The sequence below is a fragment of the Bradyrhizobium sediminis genome, from assembly GCF_018736085.1.
In the GTDB taxonomy this organism is placed as follows: domain Bacteria; phylum Pseudomonadota; class Alphaproteobacteria; order Rhizobiales; family Xanthobacteraceae; genus Bradyrhizobium; species Bradyrhizobium sediminis.
Genome location: NZ_CP076134.1, coordinates 2,049,898 through 2,068,253 on the forward strand (window position 1 = coordinate 2,049,898; position 18,356 = coordinate 2,068,253).

Annotated in this window: 14 protein-coding genes and 1 pseudogene; 10 read left to right on the plus strand and 5 right to left on the minus strand. The window is 63.8% G+C overall.

What is annotated here, in order from left to right:
- Nucleotides 1-4 precede the first annotated feature (4 nt).
- From KMZ29_RS09765 to KMZ29_RS09785, 5 genes are all read left to right on the plus strand, one after another.
- On the plus strand, nt 5-874 hold the full coding sequence (locus KMZ29_RS09765) for a branched-chain amino acid ABC transporter permease (RefSeq protein WP_215623501.1): 870 nt from the start codon (nt 5-7) through the stop codon (nt 872-874).
- Between the two features lie 7 nt (nt 875-881).
- Nucleotides 882-1,913 carry a branched-chain amino acid ABC transporter permease gene (locus KMZ29_RS09770; RefSeq protein WP_215623502.1) on the plus strand — a complete coding sequence of 344 codons (1,032 nt, stop codon included), beginning with the start codon at nt 882-884 and terminating at the stop codon, nt 1,911-1,913.
- Entirely contained in the window at nt 1,910-2,662 is a 753-nt protein-coding gene (locus tag KMZ29_RS09775; protein WP_215623503.1) for an ABC transporter ATP-binding protein, read from the plus strand. Before KMZ29_RS09770 ends, KMZ29_RS09775 begins: the two co-directional genes overlap by 4 nt.
- Nucleotides 2,655-3,371, plus strand: a complete 717-nt coding sequence (locus KMZ29_RS09780) for an ABC transporter ATP-binding protein (protein ID WP_215623504.1) — start codon at nt 2,655-2,657, stop codon at nt 3,369-3,371. The genes KMZ29_RS09775 and KMZ29_RS09780 overlap by 8 nt, the downstream gene beginning before the upstream one ends.
- Nucleotides 3,372-3,451: 80 nt before the next feature.
- Nucleotides 3,452-4,570 (plus strand): cobalamin-independent methionine synthase II family protein, encoded by a 1,119-nt coding sequence (locus tag KMZ29_RS09785; RefSeq protein WP_215623505.1) that lies wholly within the window; start codon nt 3,452-3,454, stop codon nt 4,568-4,570.
- Nucleotides 4,571-4,644: 74 nt separating this feature from the next.
- Here KMZ29_RS09785 and KMZ29_RS09790 read toward each other — a convergent pair whose 3' ends face one another.
- Nucleotides 4,645-6,114, minus strand: coding sequence for a glycosyltransferase (locus tag KMZ29_RS09790; protein ID WP_215623506.1), 1,470 nt, complete (start codon nt 6,112-6,114; stop codon nt 4,645-4,647).
- Between the two features lie 195 nt (nt 6,115-6,309).
- Nucleotides 6,310-8,025, minus strand: coding sequence for a caspase family protein (locus KMZ29_RS09795; protein ID WP_215623507.1), 1,716 nt, complete (start codon nt 8,023-8,025; stop codon nt 6,310-6,312).
- A gap of 161 nt (nt 8,026-8,186) precedes the next feature.
- Here KMZ29_RS09795 and KMZ29_RS09800 point away from each other — a divergent pair, with 161 nt between their 5' ends.
- The 3 genes from KMZ29_RS09800 (at nt 8,187) to ahcY (ending at nt 12,372) form a co-directional block, all read left to right on the plus strand.
- Nucleotides 8,187-9,542, plus strand: a complete 1,356-nt coding sequence (locus tag KMZ29_RS09800; protein WP_215623508.1) for a hypothetical protein — start codon at nt 8,187-8,189, stop codon at nt 9,540-9,542.
- A gap of 59 nt (nt 9,543-9,601) precedes the next feature.
- Nucleotides 9,602-10,864, plus strand: coding sequence for a methionine adenosyltransferase (gene metK, locus KMZ29_RS09805; protein ID WP_215623509.1), 1,263 nt, complete (start codon nt 9,602-9,604; stop codon nt 10,862-10,864).
- A 77-nt stretch (nt 10,865-10,941) separates the two neighbouring features.
- Nucleotides 10,942-12,372, plus strand: coding sequence for an adenosylhomocysteinase (gene ahcY / locus KMZ29_RS09810; protein ID WP_215623510.1), 1,431 nt, complete (start codon nt 10,942-10,944; stop codon nt 12,370-12,372).
- A 220-nt stretch (nt 12,373-12,592) separates the two neighbouring features.
- Here ahcY and KMZ29_RS09815 read toward each other — a convergent pair.
- Nucleotides 12,593-13,705, minus strand: a pseudogene (locus tag KMZ29_RS09815) (IS4 family transposase); the annotation flags it as partial.
- A 152-nt stretch (nt 13,706-13,857) separates the two neighbouring features.
- Here KMZ29_RS09815 and KMZ29_RS09820 point away from each other — a divergent pair.
- Entirely contained in the window at nt 13,858-15,318 is a 1,461-nt protein-coding gene (locus KMZ29_RS09820; protein ID WP_215623511.1) for a flavin-containing monooxygenase, read from the plus strand.
- Nucleotides 15,319-15,481: 163 nt separating this feature from the next.
- Nucleotides 15,482-15,637 carry a hypothetical protein gene (locus KMZ29_RS09825; RefSeq protein WP_215605812.1) on the plus strand — a complete coding sequence of 52 codons (156 nt, stop codon included), beginning with the start codon at nt 15,482-15,484 and terminating at the stop codon, nt 15,635-15,637.
- A 113-nt stretch (nt 15,638-15,750) separates the two neighbouring features.
- Here KMZ29_RS09825 and KMZ29_RS09830 read toward each other — a convergent pair whose 3' ends face one another.
- Together KMZ29_RS09830 and KMZ29_RS09835 are read right to left on the minus strand one after the other, a co-directional pair.
- Nucleotides 15,751-16,455: a fumarylacetoacetate hydrolase family protein gene (locus KMZ29_RS09830; RefSeq protein WP_215623512.1), complete on the minus strand. Its 705-nt coding sequence runs from the start codon at nt 16,453-16,455 to the stop codon at nt 15,751-15,753.
- A 45-nt stretch (nt 16,456-16,500) separates the two neighbouring features.
- Nucleotides 16,501-18,309 (minus strand): ABC transporter ATP-binding protein, encoded by a 1,809-nt coding sequence (locus KMZ29_RS09835; RefSeq protein ID WP_215623513.1) that lies wholly within the window; start codon nt 18,307-18,309, stop codon nt 16,501-16,503.
- Nucleotides 18,310-18,356 lie beyond the last annotated feature (47 nt).

Sequence of the window (18,356 nt, forward strand, 5' to 3'; positions counted from 1 at the left end):
TCCAATGACCACGCTGTTTACCATTCTGTTCGACGGCGTCGCCTATGGCATGCTGCTGTTCGTGCTGGCCTGCGGGCTGGCGGTGACGCTTGGCCTGATGAATTTTGTCAATCTCGCGCATGGCGCATTCGCCATGACGGGCGGCTACGTCTGCGCGGTGCTGGTCAATCAATCCGGCTGGCCGTTCTTTGCGGCGCTGCCGCTGGCCTTTGTCGTCAGCGCGGCGATCGGCGTGGCGCTGGAGCGCTCGCTCTATCGTCACCTCTACACCCGAAGCCACCTCGACCAGGTGCTGTTCTCGGTCGGCCTCGTCTTCATGTCGGTGGCGGCGGTCGACTACATCATGGGATCGTCGCGGATCTTCATCAAACTTCCCGCGGCCCTCGAAGGCCAGATCGATTTCTTTGGCGTTGGCGTCGGCCGCTATCGGCTGATGATCATCGTGATCTGCGGCCTCCTGACCGCCGGCCTCCAGCTGGTGCTGGCGCGCACCCGGTTCGGCAGCCGGCTGCGGGCGGCGGTGGACGATCCGCGCGCGGCCAGCGGGCTCGGCATCAACGTGCCGCAGGTATTTGCCTTTACCTTTGCATTCGGCTGCGGTCTCGCCGGTCTCGGCGGCGCGCTCAGCGCGGAGATCCTCGGGCTCGACCCGTATTTTCCGCTGAAGTTCATGATCTACTTCCTGATCGTGGTGACCGTCGGCGGCTCCTCCAGCATCACCGGGCCGTTTCTGGCCTCGCTGCTGCTCGGGATCGGCGACGTCGCCGGCAAGTATTACGTGCCCAAGATGGGGCCGTTCGTGATCTACACCATCATGATCGTGATCCTGATCTGGCGCCCGAACGGCCTGTTCGGCCGCACGGCTGCGCGATGATGCCGACATGACCGCGCAAGCCGACGTTGGATATCATGCCAGGCAGCACGCGCGCTGGCGCCTGAGCGAGGTCGCGTTCTGGATTCTCGCGCTGGCCAGCGCCTTCCTGTTTCCATCGCGCTATCTGATCATGACCGACATCCTGCGGCTGGCGCTGTTTACGCTGTCGCTCGATCTGATCCTCGGCTACGCCGGCATCGTTTCGCTCGGCCATGCCGCGTTCTTCGGTGTCGGCGCCTATTCCGCCGGGCTGCTGGCGCTGCACGGCATCATCACCGAGCCCGTGCTCGCGCTGGTTGCCGCCGGCCTCGTCGCCACCGTGGTCGGCTTCCTCACCAGCTTCCTCGTGATCAGGGGCGTCGACCTGACCCGCCTGATGGTGACGCTGGGGATCGCGCTGTTGCTGGAAGCGCTGGCGGAGCGCTTTTCCAACATCACCGGCGGCACCGACGGGCTGCAGGGCATCGAGATGCAGCCGATCCTCGGCCTGTTCGCGTTCGACATGTTCGGCAAGGTCGGCTTCTTCTACAGCCTTGCGGTGTTGTTCATCCTGTTCCTGCTGGCGCGCCGCGTCGTGCATTCGCCGTTCGGGCTGTCGCTGCGCGCGATCAGGAACAATCCGCTGCGGGCGGCCGCGATCGGCATCCCCGTCAACCGCCGCCTGATCGCGGTCTACACGCTGTCGGCGTTCTATGCCGGGATCGCCGGCGCGCTGTTCACCCAGACCACGGCGCTGGCCTCGCTCGACGTGTTCGCGTTCGAGCGCTCCGCCGACCTGATGCTGGTGCTGGTGATCGGCGGCACCGGCTATCTCTACGGCGGACTGATCGGCGCCGTGGTGTTCAAGATGCTGCAGGAAGTATTCTCGACCCTGACGCCGCAATACTGGCAGTTCTGGATCGGTCTCGTGCTGGTGGTGATCGTGCTGGTCGGCCGGGCGCGCATGCATCGCTGGGCGCTGTGGCTGCCGAACCTGGCGATCCGGCAATTCGCCGGCCGCAAGGCCGTCGTCGCCGTTCCCGAAAGCGACGCGTCATGACGGTTGCGCTGGAAACCAGAGGGCTGGAAAAGCAGTTCGGCGCGCTCCGGGTCACCCGCGAGCTGTCGCTCAAGGTCGAGCAGGGCGCCCGCCACGCGCTGATCGGTCCCAACGGCGCCGGCAAGACCACGGTGATCAACCTTTTGACCGGGGTGCTCAAGCCCGATGCCGGCCGCATCCTGCTCGAGGGCAACGACATCACCGATTTGCCGGTGCATGCCCGCGTGCTGCGCGGGTTGTCGCGCACCTTCCAGATCAATCAGCTCTATGCCGATCTGACGCCGCTCGAGACCATCGGTCTGGCGGTGTCGGAACGGCTCGGCCGCGGCGGCGATTGGTGGCGCCGGATGGGCACCCGCGACGACGTCAATGCCGAGATCGCGGAAACCCTGGCGCGGTTCCGGCTGCTCGACGTGATGAACGACCTGACGGCGACCTTGCCGTATGGCAAGCAGCGCCTGCTCGAGATCGCGGTCGCGATCGCCGCCAAGCCGCGGGTGTTGTTGCTCGACGAGCCCGCCGCCGGCGTTCCAGCAAGCGAGCGGCAGGATATCCTCGCCGCCGTCGCAGCGCTGCCGCGCAACGTCACCGTGCTCCTGATCGAGCACGACATGGATCTGGTGTTCTCGTTCGCCGACCGCATTTCGGTGCTGGTCAGCGGCGGATTGCTGGTGGAAGGCCCGCCGGACCAGGTGGCGCGCGACCCCGCAGTCAAGGCGGTCTATCTCGGCGAGGCGGCCGATGCCTGATCTGCTCGCCATCGAAAGCCTGCGCGCCGGCTATGGCGAAGCCGTGGTGCTGCCCGATATGTCGCTGCGGCTCGAGGAGGGCCAGGCGCTGGCGCTATTGGGGCGCAACGGCACCGGCAAGACCACGCTGATCAATTCGATTGTCGGGGTCACCCGCCGTTTCGGCGGCACCATTGCGCTGGGCGGGGTGGACATCACCGGGATGCGGCCGGACCAGCGGGCCCGGGCGGGCATCGGCTGGGTGCCGCAGGAGCGCAATATCTTCCGTTCGCTCACGGTGGAAGAGAACATGACCGCGGTGGCGCAGCCGGGCCCGTGGACGGTCGCCAAGGTTTACGAGATGTTTCCGCGGCTGAAGGAGCGCCGCAACAATTTCGGCAACGAGCTCTCCGGTGGCGAGCAGCAGATGCTGGCGATCGGACGCGCGCTGACCCTCAATCCGAAGGTGCTGCTGCTGGACGAGCCGACCGAGGGCCTGGCGCCGATCATTGTCGAGGAGCTCTTGAAGGCGCTCGGCACCATTACCCGCGCCGGCGGCATTTGCTCCATCATTGTCGAGCAGCACGCGCAAAAGATTCTAGGGCTTGCCGACCGCGTTGTGATATTGGAGCGCGGCACGATCGTCCATGATGCGGCAAGCAGCACGCTGAAGGCCGATCCTGCGGTACTGGAACGCTTCCTCGGCGTCTCCGGCGCCGCCGCACACTAGTTCGTTCCTGACACGTTTCCGTCACGCGAGCCGGCATCCAATGCGCTTGAAAACGCTTAAAATTTTCGGGAGTTGAGACCATGCAGCGAACCAAAGCCCCTTTCCGCGCCGACGAGGTCGGCAGTCTGTTGCGGCCGCCGCGCATCAAGGAGGCGCGCGCCAGACTGGAGAAGGGCGAGATCTCGGCCGACGACCTGCGCAAGGCCGAGGACATGGAAATTGAAAAGGTCGTGCACAAGCAGGCCTCGATCGGCCTGAAGCTTGCGACCGACGGTGAATTCCGCCGCTCCTGGTGGCATTTCGACTTTCTCGCCAAGCTCACCGGCTGCGAACTTTTTCACCCCGAGACGGGCATCCAGTTCGCGGGCGTCGAGACGCGGCATGACGCGGTGCGGGTGATCGGCAAGCTGGACTTCCCGGACAATCATCCGATGCTGGACCACTTTCGCTTCCTGAAGAAGCAGTGCGACACCGCGCATGTGATGCCGAAGATGACGATTCCGTCGCCGGCGGTGCTGCACTTCCGCGGCGGCCGCAAGTCGATCTCGAAGGATGTCTATCCCGATCTCGACGCGTTCTTCGAGGATCTCGGCAAGACCTACCGCAAGGCGGTCAAGGCGTTCTACGATGCCGGCTGCCGCTACCTCCAATTCGACGACACGGTCTGGGCCTATCTCTGCTCGCAGGATGAATTGCGCAAAGCCCGCGAGCGCGGCGACAATCCTGACGGCCTGCAGGAGATCTACGCCCGTATCATCAACTATGCGATCGCAGAGCGCCCGGCCGATATGACCATCACCACCCATGTCTGCCGCGGCAATTTCCGCTCGACCTGGATTTCGTCCGGCGGTTACGAGCCGGTGGCGGAGACTATGCTGGCTGGCACCAACTACGACGGCTACTTCCTCGAATACGACTCCGAACGCGCCGGCGGCTTCGAGCCGCTGCGCTATCTGCCGAAAGGCAACAAGATCGTGGTGGTCGGCGTCATCACTTCGAAATCGGGCGAATTGGAAAAGAAGGATGACATCAAGCGGCGGCTGGAAGAGGCGAGCAAGTTCGTCCCGCTCGATCAGCTCGCGGTATCGCCGCAATGCGGCTTCGCCTCGACCGAAGAGGGCAACCTCCTCACCGAGGAAGAGCAGTGGGCAAAACTGAAGCTCGCGGTCGATGTCGCAAACGAGGTGTGGGGCAAGTAGCTTCGCGCTCGCCCGGCTCGGCCCGGCCATGAACGGGGCATGCCGCGGAGCCGGCATGCCCGAACCGGCAGCAGTCAAATCGCCTTGAGCTTGCGATAGGCGAACCAGACCATCTTCAGGAGCAGCCAGCCATCGCGAAAGCGCGAGATCTGGGTTTCGCCGAAGGTGCGCGCCTTGTAGTGGATGGGCGTCTCGACAATCTTCAGGTTCTGCTTGGCGGCGCCGAAAATCAGGTCGAAATCGCCGAACGGATCGAAGTTGCCGAAATAGCCGCGCTCCCGCGCCAGCACCTCGTAGTCCTTGCGCAGCAGGACCTTGGTTCCGCACAGCGTGTCGGTCAGGCGGGTATTGACGAGATAGCTGAACAGATAGGCGAAGCAGCGGTTGGCGATGAAATTCAGCGGGCGCATCGCCTCGTTTTCCATCGGGTAGACCAGCCGGGTGCCGTTGACGAATTCGGCTTTGCCGCTCTCGATCACCGCGTGGTATTTGGGCAGCGCTTCCGGCGGCATCGTCAGATCGGCGTCGAGGATCATCAGCACGTCGCCGGTCGCGGCGGCAAAACCCTTGCGGACGGCGTCGCCCTTGCCCTTGCCGTCCTGCTTCAGCACCTTGATGTCCCAGCTGTCCCTGTAGGCGTCGCGGACGCGCTCGCACTCCTCGAACGTGCCGTCGCTGGAGTTTCCTTCGACGAAGAGGATTTCCTGGGCGGAGCCGAATTTCGGCATGCGCCGGATCGCGTTTTCGATGTTGCCCTTCTCGTTGCGGCAGGGAATGAGGATGCTGGCGGAGAATTTCCGGTCCGGAAACGACCGGACCGGGCGCCCGACCAGATAGGTTCGCAGGCACAACTGCCGGATGCCCGGCAGCGGCGCGATGAAGCGATTGATAAACGGGCCGAGCCCGAGCCAGCGCCGCGGCAGCAATTGCCGCTGCTCCTGGCTGATCACCTCGAAATCGGCGAGGTCCATCAGGTTCATGAAGTCGGCGGTGGCGATGTAGTTGATCTTGGGCTGCTTGCTGCGCAGGCCCATCGTCTCGGCGAGTTTCAGGACCGGCTCCCACAAATGGGAGTAATAGGCGATGATGATGCGCGTCGACGGCGAGCACAAATTCTGTATAAGCCGTAACGTACCGTCGATGTCCTCAAACAGGCCGATGGTATCGGCCATCACGATGTATTCGAACGGGCCTTCGATCGCGGCCAGCGTCGCCGGATCTTCGAAGTCGCCGTGGACGAAATTCAAGCCCGGATGCAGCGCGCGCGCCTTCTCGATCGCCTTGGCGCTGAAATCGATGCCTACGCCATAGGACGGCTCGAGCGCGGCCAGCAAATCTCCCCGGCTGCAGCCGAGTTCCAGTACCCGCTTTCCCGGCGGAATCAGGAACCGCATGAACTTGCGGTCGTCGTCATGATAAGCGGCGTTGAATTCGCGCCAGCGATCCAGCTCCTCGCTGTTGGTCTCGAAGTGGTCGAGCAGGTCGCGCTTGCGCTGGCTGGAAAGCTCGACTGAAGCCGTGGGGACGGATCGTGCGGGATTCATGACGGCCTCGGATGAAGTCAAAGTTTGGGGCGCTTGATCGGGGAAGGCGATCGGACAAGCCGCCGCGTTTCGCAAAAAACGCGGCCGCTTTCAATCGATGTCGTGCGTTTTAGACTGAACCGGTCTCAAACTGTACCGGAATTGGTCCCGCGGGACCCAAAATCCGGCCGGAACCGCGCCGCCGGCCAACCCTCGCTACTTCTCAGCCAGATAGACCTCGCCGAGCAGGGAGGAATTCGACCACGGCACCTGTTTGGCTTTGGTCGCGGCGACAACCTCGGCGCGCACGCGCGTCAGCATCTGCTGCACCTCAAGCCCTGATGTGCCGATGTGGCGCGACAGCGCCGCCGAGAACGGGCTGTTGGTGCCTTCGCCGTCGAGCGCGACCTGACCGGGGGCGGTCGCAAACGCGATCAGCGTTCCCGCGCCCAGCGTTGCGCCGGCACCGAGCGCAGCTGGCGCCGCCAGTCCCGATCCGGCTCCGATGGCGCGGTTGGCTCCCGCAGAGGCAACCTGCGGCTCAAGCGGATTGTTGCGGCAGGCGTCCAGGATCAGGATGTTGGTGCGGACCTGGTCGTCGAGGCCGGCGAGAATCGTATCCATGTCGATCATGGCGTCCGTCATGCTGGTGCCGGCCTGCAGCCTGACATCGACCGGCACGAGGTAATTGCGGCCGTCGATCTGGACGCCATGGCCGGCGTAGTAGACGACGGCGACCTGCGCGCGCGCCGCCTCGCGCAGGAAATCGCGGGTCGTCTTCTGCATTGCCGCGCGGTCGAGATCGATGCCTTCGGAGACGGTGAAGCCGATTTCGCGCAGGCTCTTCGCAATCGAACGCGCATCGTTGGGCGGATTGGGCAGTGCCTTGACGTGGGCATAGGCGCCGTTGCCGATCACCAGCGCGACGCGCCGGCCGGCGAATCCAACCCCGGCCGCTGCCGGCGGCGGCGCCGACGCCGCCTTCGGTTCGGTTGCGGAGGGGGTCCCCGGCGCTGCGCGCGGCGTAGGCAGGGTGGGCGCGACCGGGTCCGACAGCAGCGAGAGGCGGACCTTCGCGGTGGCCTGATTGGCTTTGCTTCCGGCATCGACGGCGACGCCTTCCAGCGTTGCCCTGAAGTCTTCCCGGGCGTGCTCATAGTCGCCCTTCGCCTCATAGGCGAGGCCGCGCTGGACATAGGCCGATATCAGCACGCTGCCCGGCGGCGTCATGACGTTGACCGGCGCCTTGGCCTTCGCGAGCCGGATCGCCTCGGTACCGTCGGCGATGGCGCGGTCGAAGTCGCCCTTGGCGCGCCAGATCACGGTACGGTTGTTAAGCGGGGAGGGCAGCGTTGGATTGATCCGGATCGCCTCGTTGATGTCGGCGAGCGCGCCGTCGAGGTCGCCGAGTGCCTGTTTGGCGGAGCCGCGGTTCTGGTAGGTGAACGCGTCCTTCGGACCGAGCCTGATCGCCGAATCGTAATCGGCGATGGCTTTGGCGTAATCGCCCCTGGAGCGAAAGGCGTTGCCGCGGTTGTGATAGATGATGCCGCTCGGCGGGCCGATCCGCAGCGCGTCGTTGAAATCGGCAATCGCGATGTCGTGCTCGCCCTTGTCGTAAAAGGCCGAGCCGCGCAGATTGTAGAGCGCGATATCGGGTTTCAGGCGCAGCGCCTCGGTGGCATCGGCGATCACCTGCGCATAGTTGCCCTTCTTGTTCCAGCCCACCGCGCGCCAGAAATAGATCGTCGCCAGTTTCTCGCCGGAGAACACTTTCAGCGCCACGATCTTGTTGCAGGCGTCGATCTGCTGGTCGGCCGGGGTGGTAGCGGTGGTGCAGAGCGGCCCGAGCTGCGAGCGCGCTTGGGCGAGGGCGGGCGCCGACCACGGCATCATTGCGGCCAAGGCGAGCATCAGAATCCAACGGCGCATGAAATCCCCGGGCATCGAGCAGCTTGCGCCGGTTTGTTGCCGGGATTGGTCCGGGGGTTTTGGTCCGGGGGTTCAAGGCGCTCATTCCCCCGGTGGGCAGAAGGTGGTAGGAAGCACCCGCAATCCGCCGCTGCCCACCAGTCCGGCCCAAATCCAGCCCGATGAAGAACGACCAGATTCTCAGCCAGATTTCCGAGTTCTGCCGGCAGGCCGACATGGCGGAATCGACCTTCGGCCGCCGCGCCGTCAATGACGGCAAGCTGGTGCACCGCTTGCGCGAGGGCAAGCGCATCACCATCGACACCCTCGACCGGATCCAGGCCTATATCGCAGCCGCCATGCCCGGCGGGGTGCCGCCGCCGCGCGGCCTCGAAGTCCCGCCCGAGAAGCGCGATCCCAGAGGCAATTTCCGGTTCTTCGAGAACCGGCAGAAGTACCTGCTGTTCGTCCATACCTGCAGCGAGAAGCGGGTGATCGCGGACCGGGTGGGACTGGAACTTTCCAGCATCCACCCCCGGCCGCCGGCGCTAAGGGTGTTCGACGCCGGCGTCGGCGACGGCACCGTGCTGGCGCGGGTGATGCGGTCGATGCACGGCCGCTTCCCCCATATGCCGTTCTATATTGCCGGTAAGGAGCTCAGCCTCGAGGATGTCCGGCTGACCCTCGACAAGGTGCCGGATCGGCTGTTCGAGCACCCGGCGACCGTTTTTGTGCTGACAAACATGTATTACGCCGAGGCGCCCTGGCTGACCCCGGCCTCGCCCGCGGCCGCCGCCGGGATGCTCTGGCACGAGGTGGCGCTGCGGGGCGCCTCCTCGGGCGAATTCGAGGCACAGATCGCCGAGCTGGGGCCGTTCCTGGAGCAGAACTGGCGGGCCAATGTCAGCCCGCGCTCGGGGATGCCGGTCTATGAGCGGCCGGTCGCCATCGTGCTGTACCGGGAGGACCACCGGTTTCTGCTTGATTCGATCATCCCCCGCGCCGGCCGCTCCGAGGCCAATTTCGACCTGATTATCGCCTCCCAGCCCTACCGGGCCAAATCCTCGGTTAATTTCCGGGCCAAGCGGATCATCGCACCGCTGGCCCGGGCGCTGCGGGCCGGGGGGCGGTTGATCGGAATTCACTCCCACGGCCAGGATCCCGGGATCGAGATCATCCAGGCGGTCTGGCCCGGAGAAAATCCTTTCGCGGTGAGCCGTCATGAGCTATTGCGCGCGGTGAAATACGAGCTGGGGTCTGCGGCCCGCGATCTTAACTTTAATGCGTACGCCGATAACCGCTCGATCTTCCGATATGATATGGAAGCGCTGCCCAACGAGGTCACCGGCTCGATCGGAACCTCGACGGCCTTTGCAGCGTGGAATGCGGCGGTGTATGTCGCCCAGATCGAAGACGACCGGTTGACGGAAATGACTCAAAGCGGCCGTTACCTCGATGCCACCAGGGAAGTTCTGCGCAAGCATAACGGGCTCTGGTTCTACGACGAATCCTACGTCATCTCGCGCCGTCGCGACTGACATTTCAGGACACATTTCGAACGACCGCCGATGTCAGGCGGAAACAAGGGGTTCTCTTGATGCGCGCGTCTTATCTGTTCACCTCCGAGTCGGTTTCCGAAGGTCATCCGGACAAGGTCTCGGATCAAATCTCCGATGCGATCCTCGACGCCTTCATCGAGAAGGACGTCAAGCTCGGTATTGCCGATGACAGTCTCGTCAATACCCGGCTCGGCTGCGAGACGCTCTGCACCACCAACAAGATCGTGATCGCCGGCGAAGGCCGTGGCCAGCTGTTCCGTACCATCCACGGCCAGTCGGTGGTCGACCGCGAGCTGATCACGCAGATCGCGCGCGATGTCGTCAAGGACATCGGATATGACCAGAACGGCTTCTCGTATCATGGCGCCGATGTCGAGGTGCTGCTGCACGGCCAGTCGCCCGACATCGCCATGGGCGTCGACGCCAAGAAAAAGAAGAGCGGCGAAGAAGAGGGCGCCGGCGACCAGGGCATGATGTTCGGATATGCCTGCACCGAGAGCGAGGTCTACCAGAAGGGCTCGTACATGCCCGCGCCGATCTACTTCGCGCACAAGATCCTGAAGGTGTTGTCGGAGAAGCGGCGCAACGGCCAACTCGCCGACCTGCAGCCCGACGCCAAGAGCCAGGTCACGGTGAAATACGTCAACGGCAAACCGGTCGGCTGCACCAAGGTCGTGGTCTCGACCCAGCACAATGAGCGAAGCCGCAACAACAAGAAATATTCGCCGGGCCTGATCAAGGAGATGATCTCGACCGCGGTGGAGTCGGCGCTGCCGAAGGGCTGGATGCCGGCGAAGTCGTCCGACTTCCTGGTCAACCCGACCGGCAATTTCGTGGTCGGCGGTCCCGACGGCGACTGCGGCCTGACCGGCCGCAAGATCATCGTCGATACCTATGGCGGTTACGCCCCGCATGGCGGCGGCGCCTTCTCGGGCAAGGACCCGACCAAGGTCGACCGCTCCGCCGCCTATGCCGCGCGCTACCTCGCCAAGAACGTGGTTGCCGCCGGCCTTGCCGACCGCTGCACCATTCAGGTGGCCTATGCGATCGGCGTCGCCGATCCGATGTCGCTCCTGGTCGATACCCACGGTACCGGCAAGGTCGATGAGAAGAAGCTCGAGAAGATCCTGCCGGAGCTGTTCCGCCTGACGCCGACCAACATCCGCCGCACGCTGAAGCTCAACCGTCCGATCTACCGCCGCACCGCGGCCTACGGTCATTTCGGCCGCTCGCCGGAAAGGGATGGCGGGTTCTCCTGGGAAAAGACCGATCTTGCCGACGCGCTGAAGGGCGCGGTCTGACTTTCTCCGTAATTGTCTTGCGTATTCCGGAAAGCACCAATGCTTTTCGGAATATGCTTTTTTAAGGGATCCATCATATGACCGCCGCCGCCAAGAAGCCCGCCTTTACCGACTACATCGTCAAGGACATCTCGCTCGCCGAATTCGGCCGCAAGGAAATCTCGCTGGCCGAGACCGAGATGCCCGGCCTGATGGCGACGCGCGAGGAATATGGCCCGAAGCAGCCGCTGAAGGGCGCGCGCATCGCCGGCTCCCTGCACATGACGATCCAGACCGCGGTCCTGATCGAGACGCTGGCGGCGCTCGGCGCCGACATCCGCTGGGTCTCCTGCAACATCTATTCGACGCAGGACCATGCCGCGGCCGCGATCGCGGCGGCCGGCATTCCCGTGTTCGCGGTGAAGGGCGAGAGCCTCGTCGAGTACTGGGACTACACCGCCAAGCTGTTCGACTGGCACGGCGGCGGCACGCCCAACATGATCCTCGATGACGGCGGCGACGCCACCATGCTGGTGCATCACGGCCTGCGCGCCGAGAACGGTGACGTGAAGTTTCTCGACAAGCCGGGTTCGGAAGAAGAGGAAGTATTCTTCGCGCTGATCAAGAAGCTGTTGAAGGAAAAGCCGAAGGGCTGGTTCGCGGAGATCGCCAAGAACATCAAGGGCGTCTCGGAAGAGACCACCACGGGCGTGCACCGGCTCTACAACATGGAGAAGGAAGGCAAGCTCCTGTTCCCGGCGATCAACGTCAACGACAGTGTCACCAAGTCGAAGTTCGACAATCTCTACGGCTGCCGTGAATCGCTGGTCGACGGCATCCGCCGCGGCACCGACGTGATGATGTCGGGCAAGGTGGCGATGGTCGCGGGCTTCGGCGACGTCGGCAAGGGCTCGGCCGCCTCGCTGCGCCAGGCCGGCTGCCGCGTCATGGTCTCCGAAGTCGACCCGATCTGCGCGCTGCAGGCGGCGATGGAAGGCTATGAAGTCGTCACCATGGAAGACGCCGCACCCCGCGCCGACATCTTCGTCACCGCGACCGGCAACAAGGACATCATCACCATCGAGCACATGCGCGCGATGAAAGACCGCGCCATCGTGTGCAACATCGGCCACTTCGACAACGAGATCCAGATCGCAGGGCTTCGCAACCTGAAATGGACCAACGTCAAGCCGCAGGTCGACGAGATCGAATTCCCCGACAAGCACCGCATCATCCTGCTTTCGGAAGGCCGCCTCGTGAACCTCGGCAATGCCATGGGGCACCCGTCATTCGTGATGTCGGCTTCCTTCACCAACCAGACGCTGGCGCAGATCGAGCTGTTCGCCAACAACAAGGACGGCAAGTACGCGAAGAAGGTCTACGTGCTGCCGAAGTCGCTGGACGAGAAGGTGGCGCGGCTGCACCTCGCCAAGATCGGCGTCAAGCTGACCGAGCTGCGTCCCGACCAGGCCGAGTATATCGGCGTGAAGCCGCAGGGCCCGTTCAAGGCGGATCATTACCGGTATTGAAACTTCACACGTCATTTCGGGGCCGCTTTCCCGTGGCCCGGAATGACGCCGAGCGAAGCTATCGATTTTCGTCATGGCCGGGACGAGCCCACGGCTGTCCGGCACGGGTTATGCTTCATGCCGCCTTCTCCAATGTGACGCAACCGCGGGCGGTGCGACGACGTCGCGCCGTCCGGGTAGCGGAGGGCTCGAAATCGAATTTGGCCTGGTGTGGTGTTGGGCCTGGCGGGGAGGCTTTTTGAAGAAGTCCTGCAATCGGCCGCCGATGCATAAGATTGGCACGGATCAGCCTGGTGAAGGCGAGCGGGCTTTTGACGATCTTGTTGGCGTCGTGAGCCAGGCGCAGCAACAGGAAGGCAATCAGGGCGACCGTGATCTGAATGCGAACCGCATTTTCGGATGTGCCGAGGAAGTGAGTGATCTTCAAGGTCTGTTTGACCCATCGAAAGAACAGCTCGATCGCCCAGCGACGCTTGTACAAATCGGCGATTTCCTCTGCGCTGGCGGTCAGATCGTTGGTGAAGATGCGCAGCACCTTGCCGGTCTCTATCGTGACCTGGACTTCGCGGACCAGGCCCGACATTGGATTGCAGCGGGAGGCGGCGAGCCGCTTCGGAAGATATCCGGTCCGATCGCTCAGGACCGGCGATCCCACCGCAACCGGCCGATCCTCGACGACCTCAAAGGGCGTGTTGCGCTTCAGCCGCGTTACGATACGGCAGCCGGCCTGATCGAGCGTCGCCCACCACCCGTAATCGTAATAGCCGAGATCGAAAACATAGGTCGCCCCCGCCTCGATCGGCATCGCTTTGGCCGCCGTGATGTCATTGACGTTGCAAGGCGTCACCATCAGGTAGAGCGGCTGGTCGGCATCGGGATCGTAGATGATGTGGGCCTTGGCGCCGCAAACGCCGGCCGAAAATGTCGCCCAATGGCCGCTCAGGCTGCTCAGCCGCACGCTGGTCGAATCGATCAGGCGAACGCAATCGCCGATCTTCCTGCGATAGCCGTTCTGCAACTGAGCGATCAGCGCCGAGAGCAGGTCGGCAAACACTTCCACAGGGCGCGAAGCGTTCGCGGTCGACAAGGCCGACTTCGAGATCGTGCAGCCGCCAAGGTGATAAAGCTTACCGGCGTGGCTTCTCAGGCCGGCTTCGATCTCCCGAAGGCCGCGCGCCCCGCAAAACTGTGCGTACAGCATTGCGATCAGATGCGGACGGCTCTTCGTCACCCGATCGTCCCAATCGGCATTGTGCCGGTCCACAAGACGATCAAACGTCGCCCACGGAATCTGCTTCAGAAGGCAGTGAAAAACGATATTCTGGTGCGGCACGGCGTTGATCCTCTTGCTGTTCAGATGATTCGCAACCAACTGAACCCAAGCAGAATCAATGCCGTGCACTTCATCAAGCAGAAAACGTGCCGGACAGCCGTGGGACGAGCCCGGCCATGACGAAAATAAACTGATGCGCCGGGGAGGCAGCCTTGCCAAACGAACATTTCGACGTGCTGATCGTCGGCGCCGGACTGTCCGGCATCGGCGCGGGCTATCACCTGCAGCAGAAGTGCCCGGGCAAGAGCTTTGTCATTCTCGAGGGCCGCGACTGCATCGGCGGCACCTGGGACCTGTTCCGCTATCCCGGCATCCGCTCCGACAGCGACATGTTCACGCTGGGCTATTCGTTCAAGCCATGGACCGAGGCGAAGGCGATCGCCGACGGGCCGCAAATCCTGAAGTATGTCCGCGAGACCGCGGCCGAGAACGGTATCGACAAGAAGATCCGCTACCATCACCGGGTCAAGCGGGCGTCGTGGTCGACGCCGGAGGCGCGCTGGACGGTGGAAGCCGAACGCACGTCGGGCGAGGGCGCCACCGAAATCGTGCGCTTCACCTGCAATTTCCTGTTCATGTGCTCCGGCTACTACAAATACGAGGACGGCTACACGCCGGAATTTTCAGGCCGCGAGAATTTCGCCGGCCGCATCGTGCATCCGCAGAAATGGCCCGAAGATCTCGACTACGCCGGCAAGCGCGTGGTGGTGATCGGCTCGGGCGCGACCGCGGTGACGCTGGTGCCGGAGATGGCCAAGAAAGCGGGTCACGTCACCATGCTGCAGCGCTCGCCGACCTATGTGGTGTCGCGCCCGGCGCAGGACCCGGTCGCCAACAAATTGCGGCGCAACCTGCCCTCGAAACTCGCCTATCACCTGATCCGCTGGCGCAACGTGCTGTGGGGGATGTATTTCTTCCAGCTCTCGCGGCGCAAGCCCGATCGGGTCAAGCAGTTGATCCTCGGCGGCGTCAAGATGGCGCTCGGTCCGAACTACGACATCGCCACGCATTTCACGCCGCGCTACAATCCCTGGGACCAGCGGCTCTGCCTGGTGCCGGACGGCGACCTGTTCAACGCGATCAGGGAACAGCGCGCCTCCGTCGTCACCAGGGAGATCGACGGCTTCACCAGGAGCGGCATCAAGCTGAAGGACGGCAGCGAACTCGAAGCCGACATCATCGTGACCGCCACCGGCCTCGTGCTGCAGGTGCTCGGCGGCATGGAAGTCAGCGTCGACGGCCGCGCGGTCGATTTCTCGAAAACGCTGAACTACAAGGGCATGATGTATTCCGACGTGCCCAATCTGGCGTCGTCGTTCGGCTACACCAATGCGTCCTGGACGCTGAAATGCGACCTGACCTGCGAATATGTCTGCCGCCTGATCAATTACATGGACCGGCACGGCTACAAGCAGTGCATGCCGCACAATGTCGATCCCAGCATCACCGAACTGCCGTCGCTGGATTTCTCGTCCGGCTACGTGCAGCGCTCGATCGCGAAAATGCCCAAACAAGGCTCGAAGCGGCCGTGGCGGCTCTACCAGAACTACGCACTCGACATCGTTACGCTGCGCTACGGCAAGGTCGATGACGGCGTGATGCAGTATTCATAGGAGGCGCGGCAGGGGGCGGGGTCTGCGCGCCAGCGCCGCATGCGTTGTTTCGCGTATTCGCGCACCCAGGCGAATCGTTCATGGTGGTGACACGGTTAACACCGGATTAACCGGTGACTCCTAGGCTGGCGTGGCTGGGGCTCGAGACAGCGTGAGGAAGCCCATGGACGCCCAGAAAATTGCCGTCGATGCCATCGTGGCGCTGACCGACTGCGACCGCGAACAGGTCGCCGCCTTCATCCGCAGGCTCTACCTCACCGGCGTCAAGGACCCCAAGCGCCTGACCTTCAAGGGCCTGCAGGCGATGGCGCGGGGCTGAGTTGGCGTAGCCTGCTTCCGATCTTACGCTGCTGCCGCAATCGATTTCAGGCGCCAAAAAAGGCCCCGGACCGGGTCCGGAGCCCTGTTCGCGTTTTGGCGCAAACAGCCGGCTTATGCCGCCGGCTTGCCGATCGAAACCTTCAGCGTGCCGACGCCGTCGACGCCGCATTCGATCTTGTCGCCGGGGTTGAGCTGGGAGACGCCGGCCGGCGTTCCCGTCATGATGATGTCGCCGGCGGCGAGCGCGACCTGCTGCGAGAGCTGCCAGATGATCTCGGGCACGCTCCAGATCAGTTCGGTAAGATCGCCCTTCTGTTGTTCCTTGCCGTTGACCGTGAGCCAGATCCTGCCCTTGGCGGGATGGCCGATCTTGGCGGCCGGCTGCAGCGCGGAGCAGGGCGCGGAATAGTCGAAGGATTTGCCGACTTCCCACGGCCGTTCCTTCTTTCGCGAGGCGATCTGCAGGTCGCGGCGGGTGAGATCGATGCCGACCGCATAGCCGTAAACGTGATCGAGCGCCTTGTCGGCTGATATGTTGAGGCCGCCGCTCTTCATGGCGACGACCAGTTCGACCTCGTGGTGCAGATCCTTGGTCAGCGGCGGATAGGGGATGGTGGCGCCGTCCGGGACCAGCATGTCGGCGTGCTTGGCGAAGAAGAACGGCGGTGCCCGCTCGTCATTGCCCATCTCGCGGATGTGCTCGAGATAATTGCGGCCGACGCACCAGATGCGGCGAACCGGATAGGATTTCGACTCGCCGACGACGGGAAGCGAGGGCTGCGGGGGAGCGGGAATGACGTAGGCTGTTGCGTTCATGACGGTCTCGGCGGGGGGTTGAGGGCAGGAAGTCGGCAGATAGCTTTACGCGGTTGCGCTGATCGGCGCCAGCGTCAGCGGCCCCGCTTCGCGATGCTGCAGGCGGAAGAACGACGCATAACGCCCGCCGCGGCGCAACAGATCGTCATGCCGCCCGCGCTCGACGATCTCGCCGCCCTCGACCACCAGGATGGCGTCGGCGTGCATGATGGTGTGCAGGCGATGGGCAATGACGATGGTGGTGCGGTTCCGGCACAGATGTTCGATCGCCTCCTGGACCTGCTTTTCGGACTCCGAATCCAATGCTGCGGTCGCCTCGTCGAGCAAAACAATCGGCGCATTCTTGATCAGCGCGCGGGCCACCGCGATGCGCTGACGCTGGCCGCCGGACAGCTGCGTGCCGTGCTCGCCGACCGGGGTATTGTAGCCGAGCGGAAAGCCCATGATGAACTCGTGCGCGCAGGCGGCTTGGGCGGCAGCCGCAATCTCGTCCTGCGTTGCGCCTATCTTGCCGAAGGCGATGTTGGCGCCGATGGTGTCGCGGAACAGATAGACGTCCTGCCCGACATAGGCGGTCTGCTGGCGCAGCGATTTTCGCGATACGCCGGAAATGGCCTGTCCGTCGATCAGGACGGCGCCGTCATTCACTTCATAGAGCCGCAGCAGCAGCGCCAGCACGGTGGACTTGCCGCCGCCGGAGGGGCCGACCAGCGCCGTCATCTTGCCGGGCTCGGCGACAAAACTCATGCGGTTGAGCACGGGCTCGTCCGGACGGTAGGCGAACGTCACGTCGCAAAACTCGACCCGCGCGTCGATCAGCTTCAGCGCCGGCTTGTCGTCGTCGACGGGCTCGCTGGAGGGGCTGTCGACGATCTCCAGCAATTTGCGGGCGCCGATCAGGTTGCTGTTGAGTTCGATATTGAGCCGCGCCAGCCGCTTGGCCGGCTCATAGGCCATCAGGAACGCGGTCAGGAACGAAAAGAACTGGCCCGGTGTCGCGCCGATCGCGACCACGCTGTAGCCGCCGTACATCAGTCCGCCCGCGACCGCGAACCCGCCGAGCGTCTCCATCAGCGGGCTCGACCGGTTGGAGACCCGCGCCATCTTGTTGGCGTTGCGCTCGACCGCGGCGATCGAGGAGTCGATCCGCTCGCGCATGGTCTGTTCGAGCGTGAACGCTTTCACGGTGCGGATGCCCTGCAGCGATTCCTGCATGATTTCGAGAATGTCGGCGGTGCCGGTGAACTGGTTGTGCGCGAGGCCCTTGATCCGCTTCACCAGCTTGCGCAGCACCAGCATCGCCGGCGGCGCCACCGCGAAACCGAGCAGCGCCATGTAGGGGTCCTGCATCAGCATGACGGCGACGAGGCCGATCAGCAGCAGCAGGTCGCGGCCGAGCGCATTGATCAGGAGGTTGAGCACCTGCGTGACGGAAGCAGCGCCCGCGGTCAGCCGCGCCAGAAATTCCGACGAATGCCGCTCCGAGAAGAAGCCGACACTCTCGCTCATCAGCTTGGCGAACAGCCGGCGCTGGTTGTTGGCGAGAATGGCATTGGAGATCTTCGACAGGATCACCTGGTGACCGTAGGTCGCCGCACCCTTGAGGATGAAGATCAGGACGGTGACCCCCGACAGGATCGCGATGCCGCGCACATCCTTGTCGACATAGGCCTTGTTGATGACCTCGCCGAGGATATAGGCCGACAGCGCCGTCGCGCCGGCCGAGACCGCCATCAGCAGGAAGGCCAGCAGATAACGCCGCCAGTAGGTCAGGCCCTGCTCGTTGATCAGGCGGCGAATCAGGATCGCTGCGCCATAGGGATCGTCAGTGATTTTCTTCGGAAGTTCGGTCATCCGCGTTCCATTGACAGCGCTGGCAGGCTCCCGCCCGCGCGTCAGGG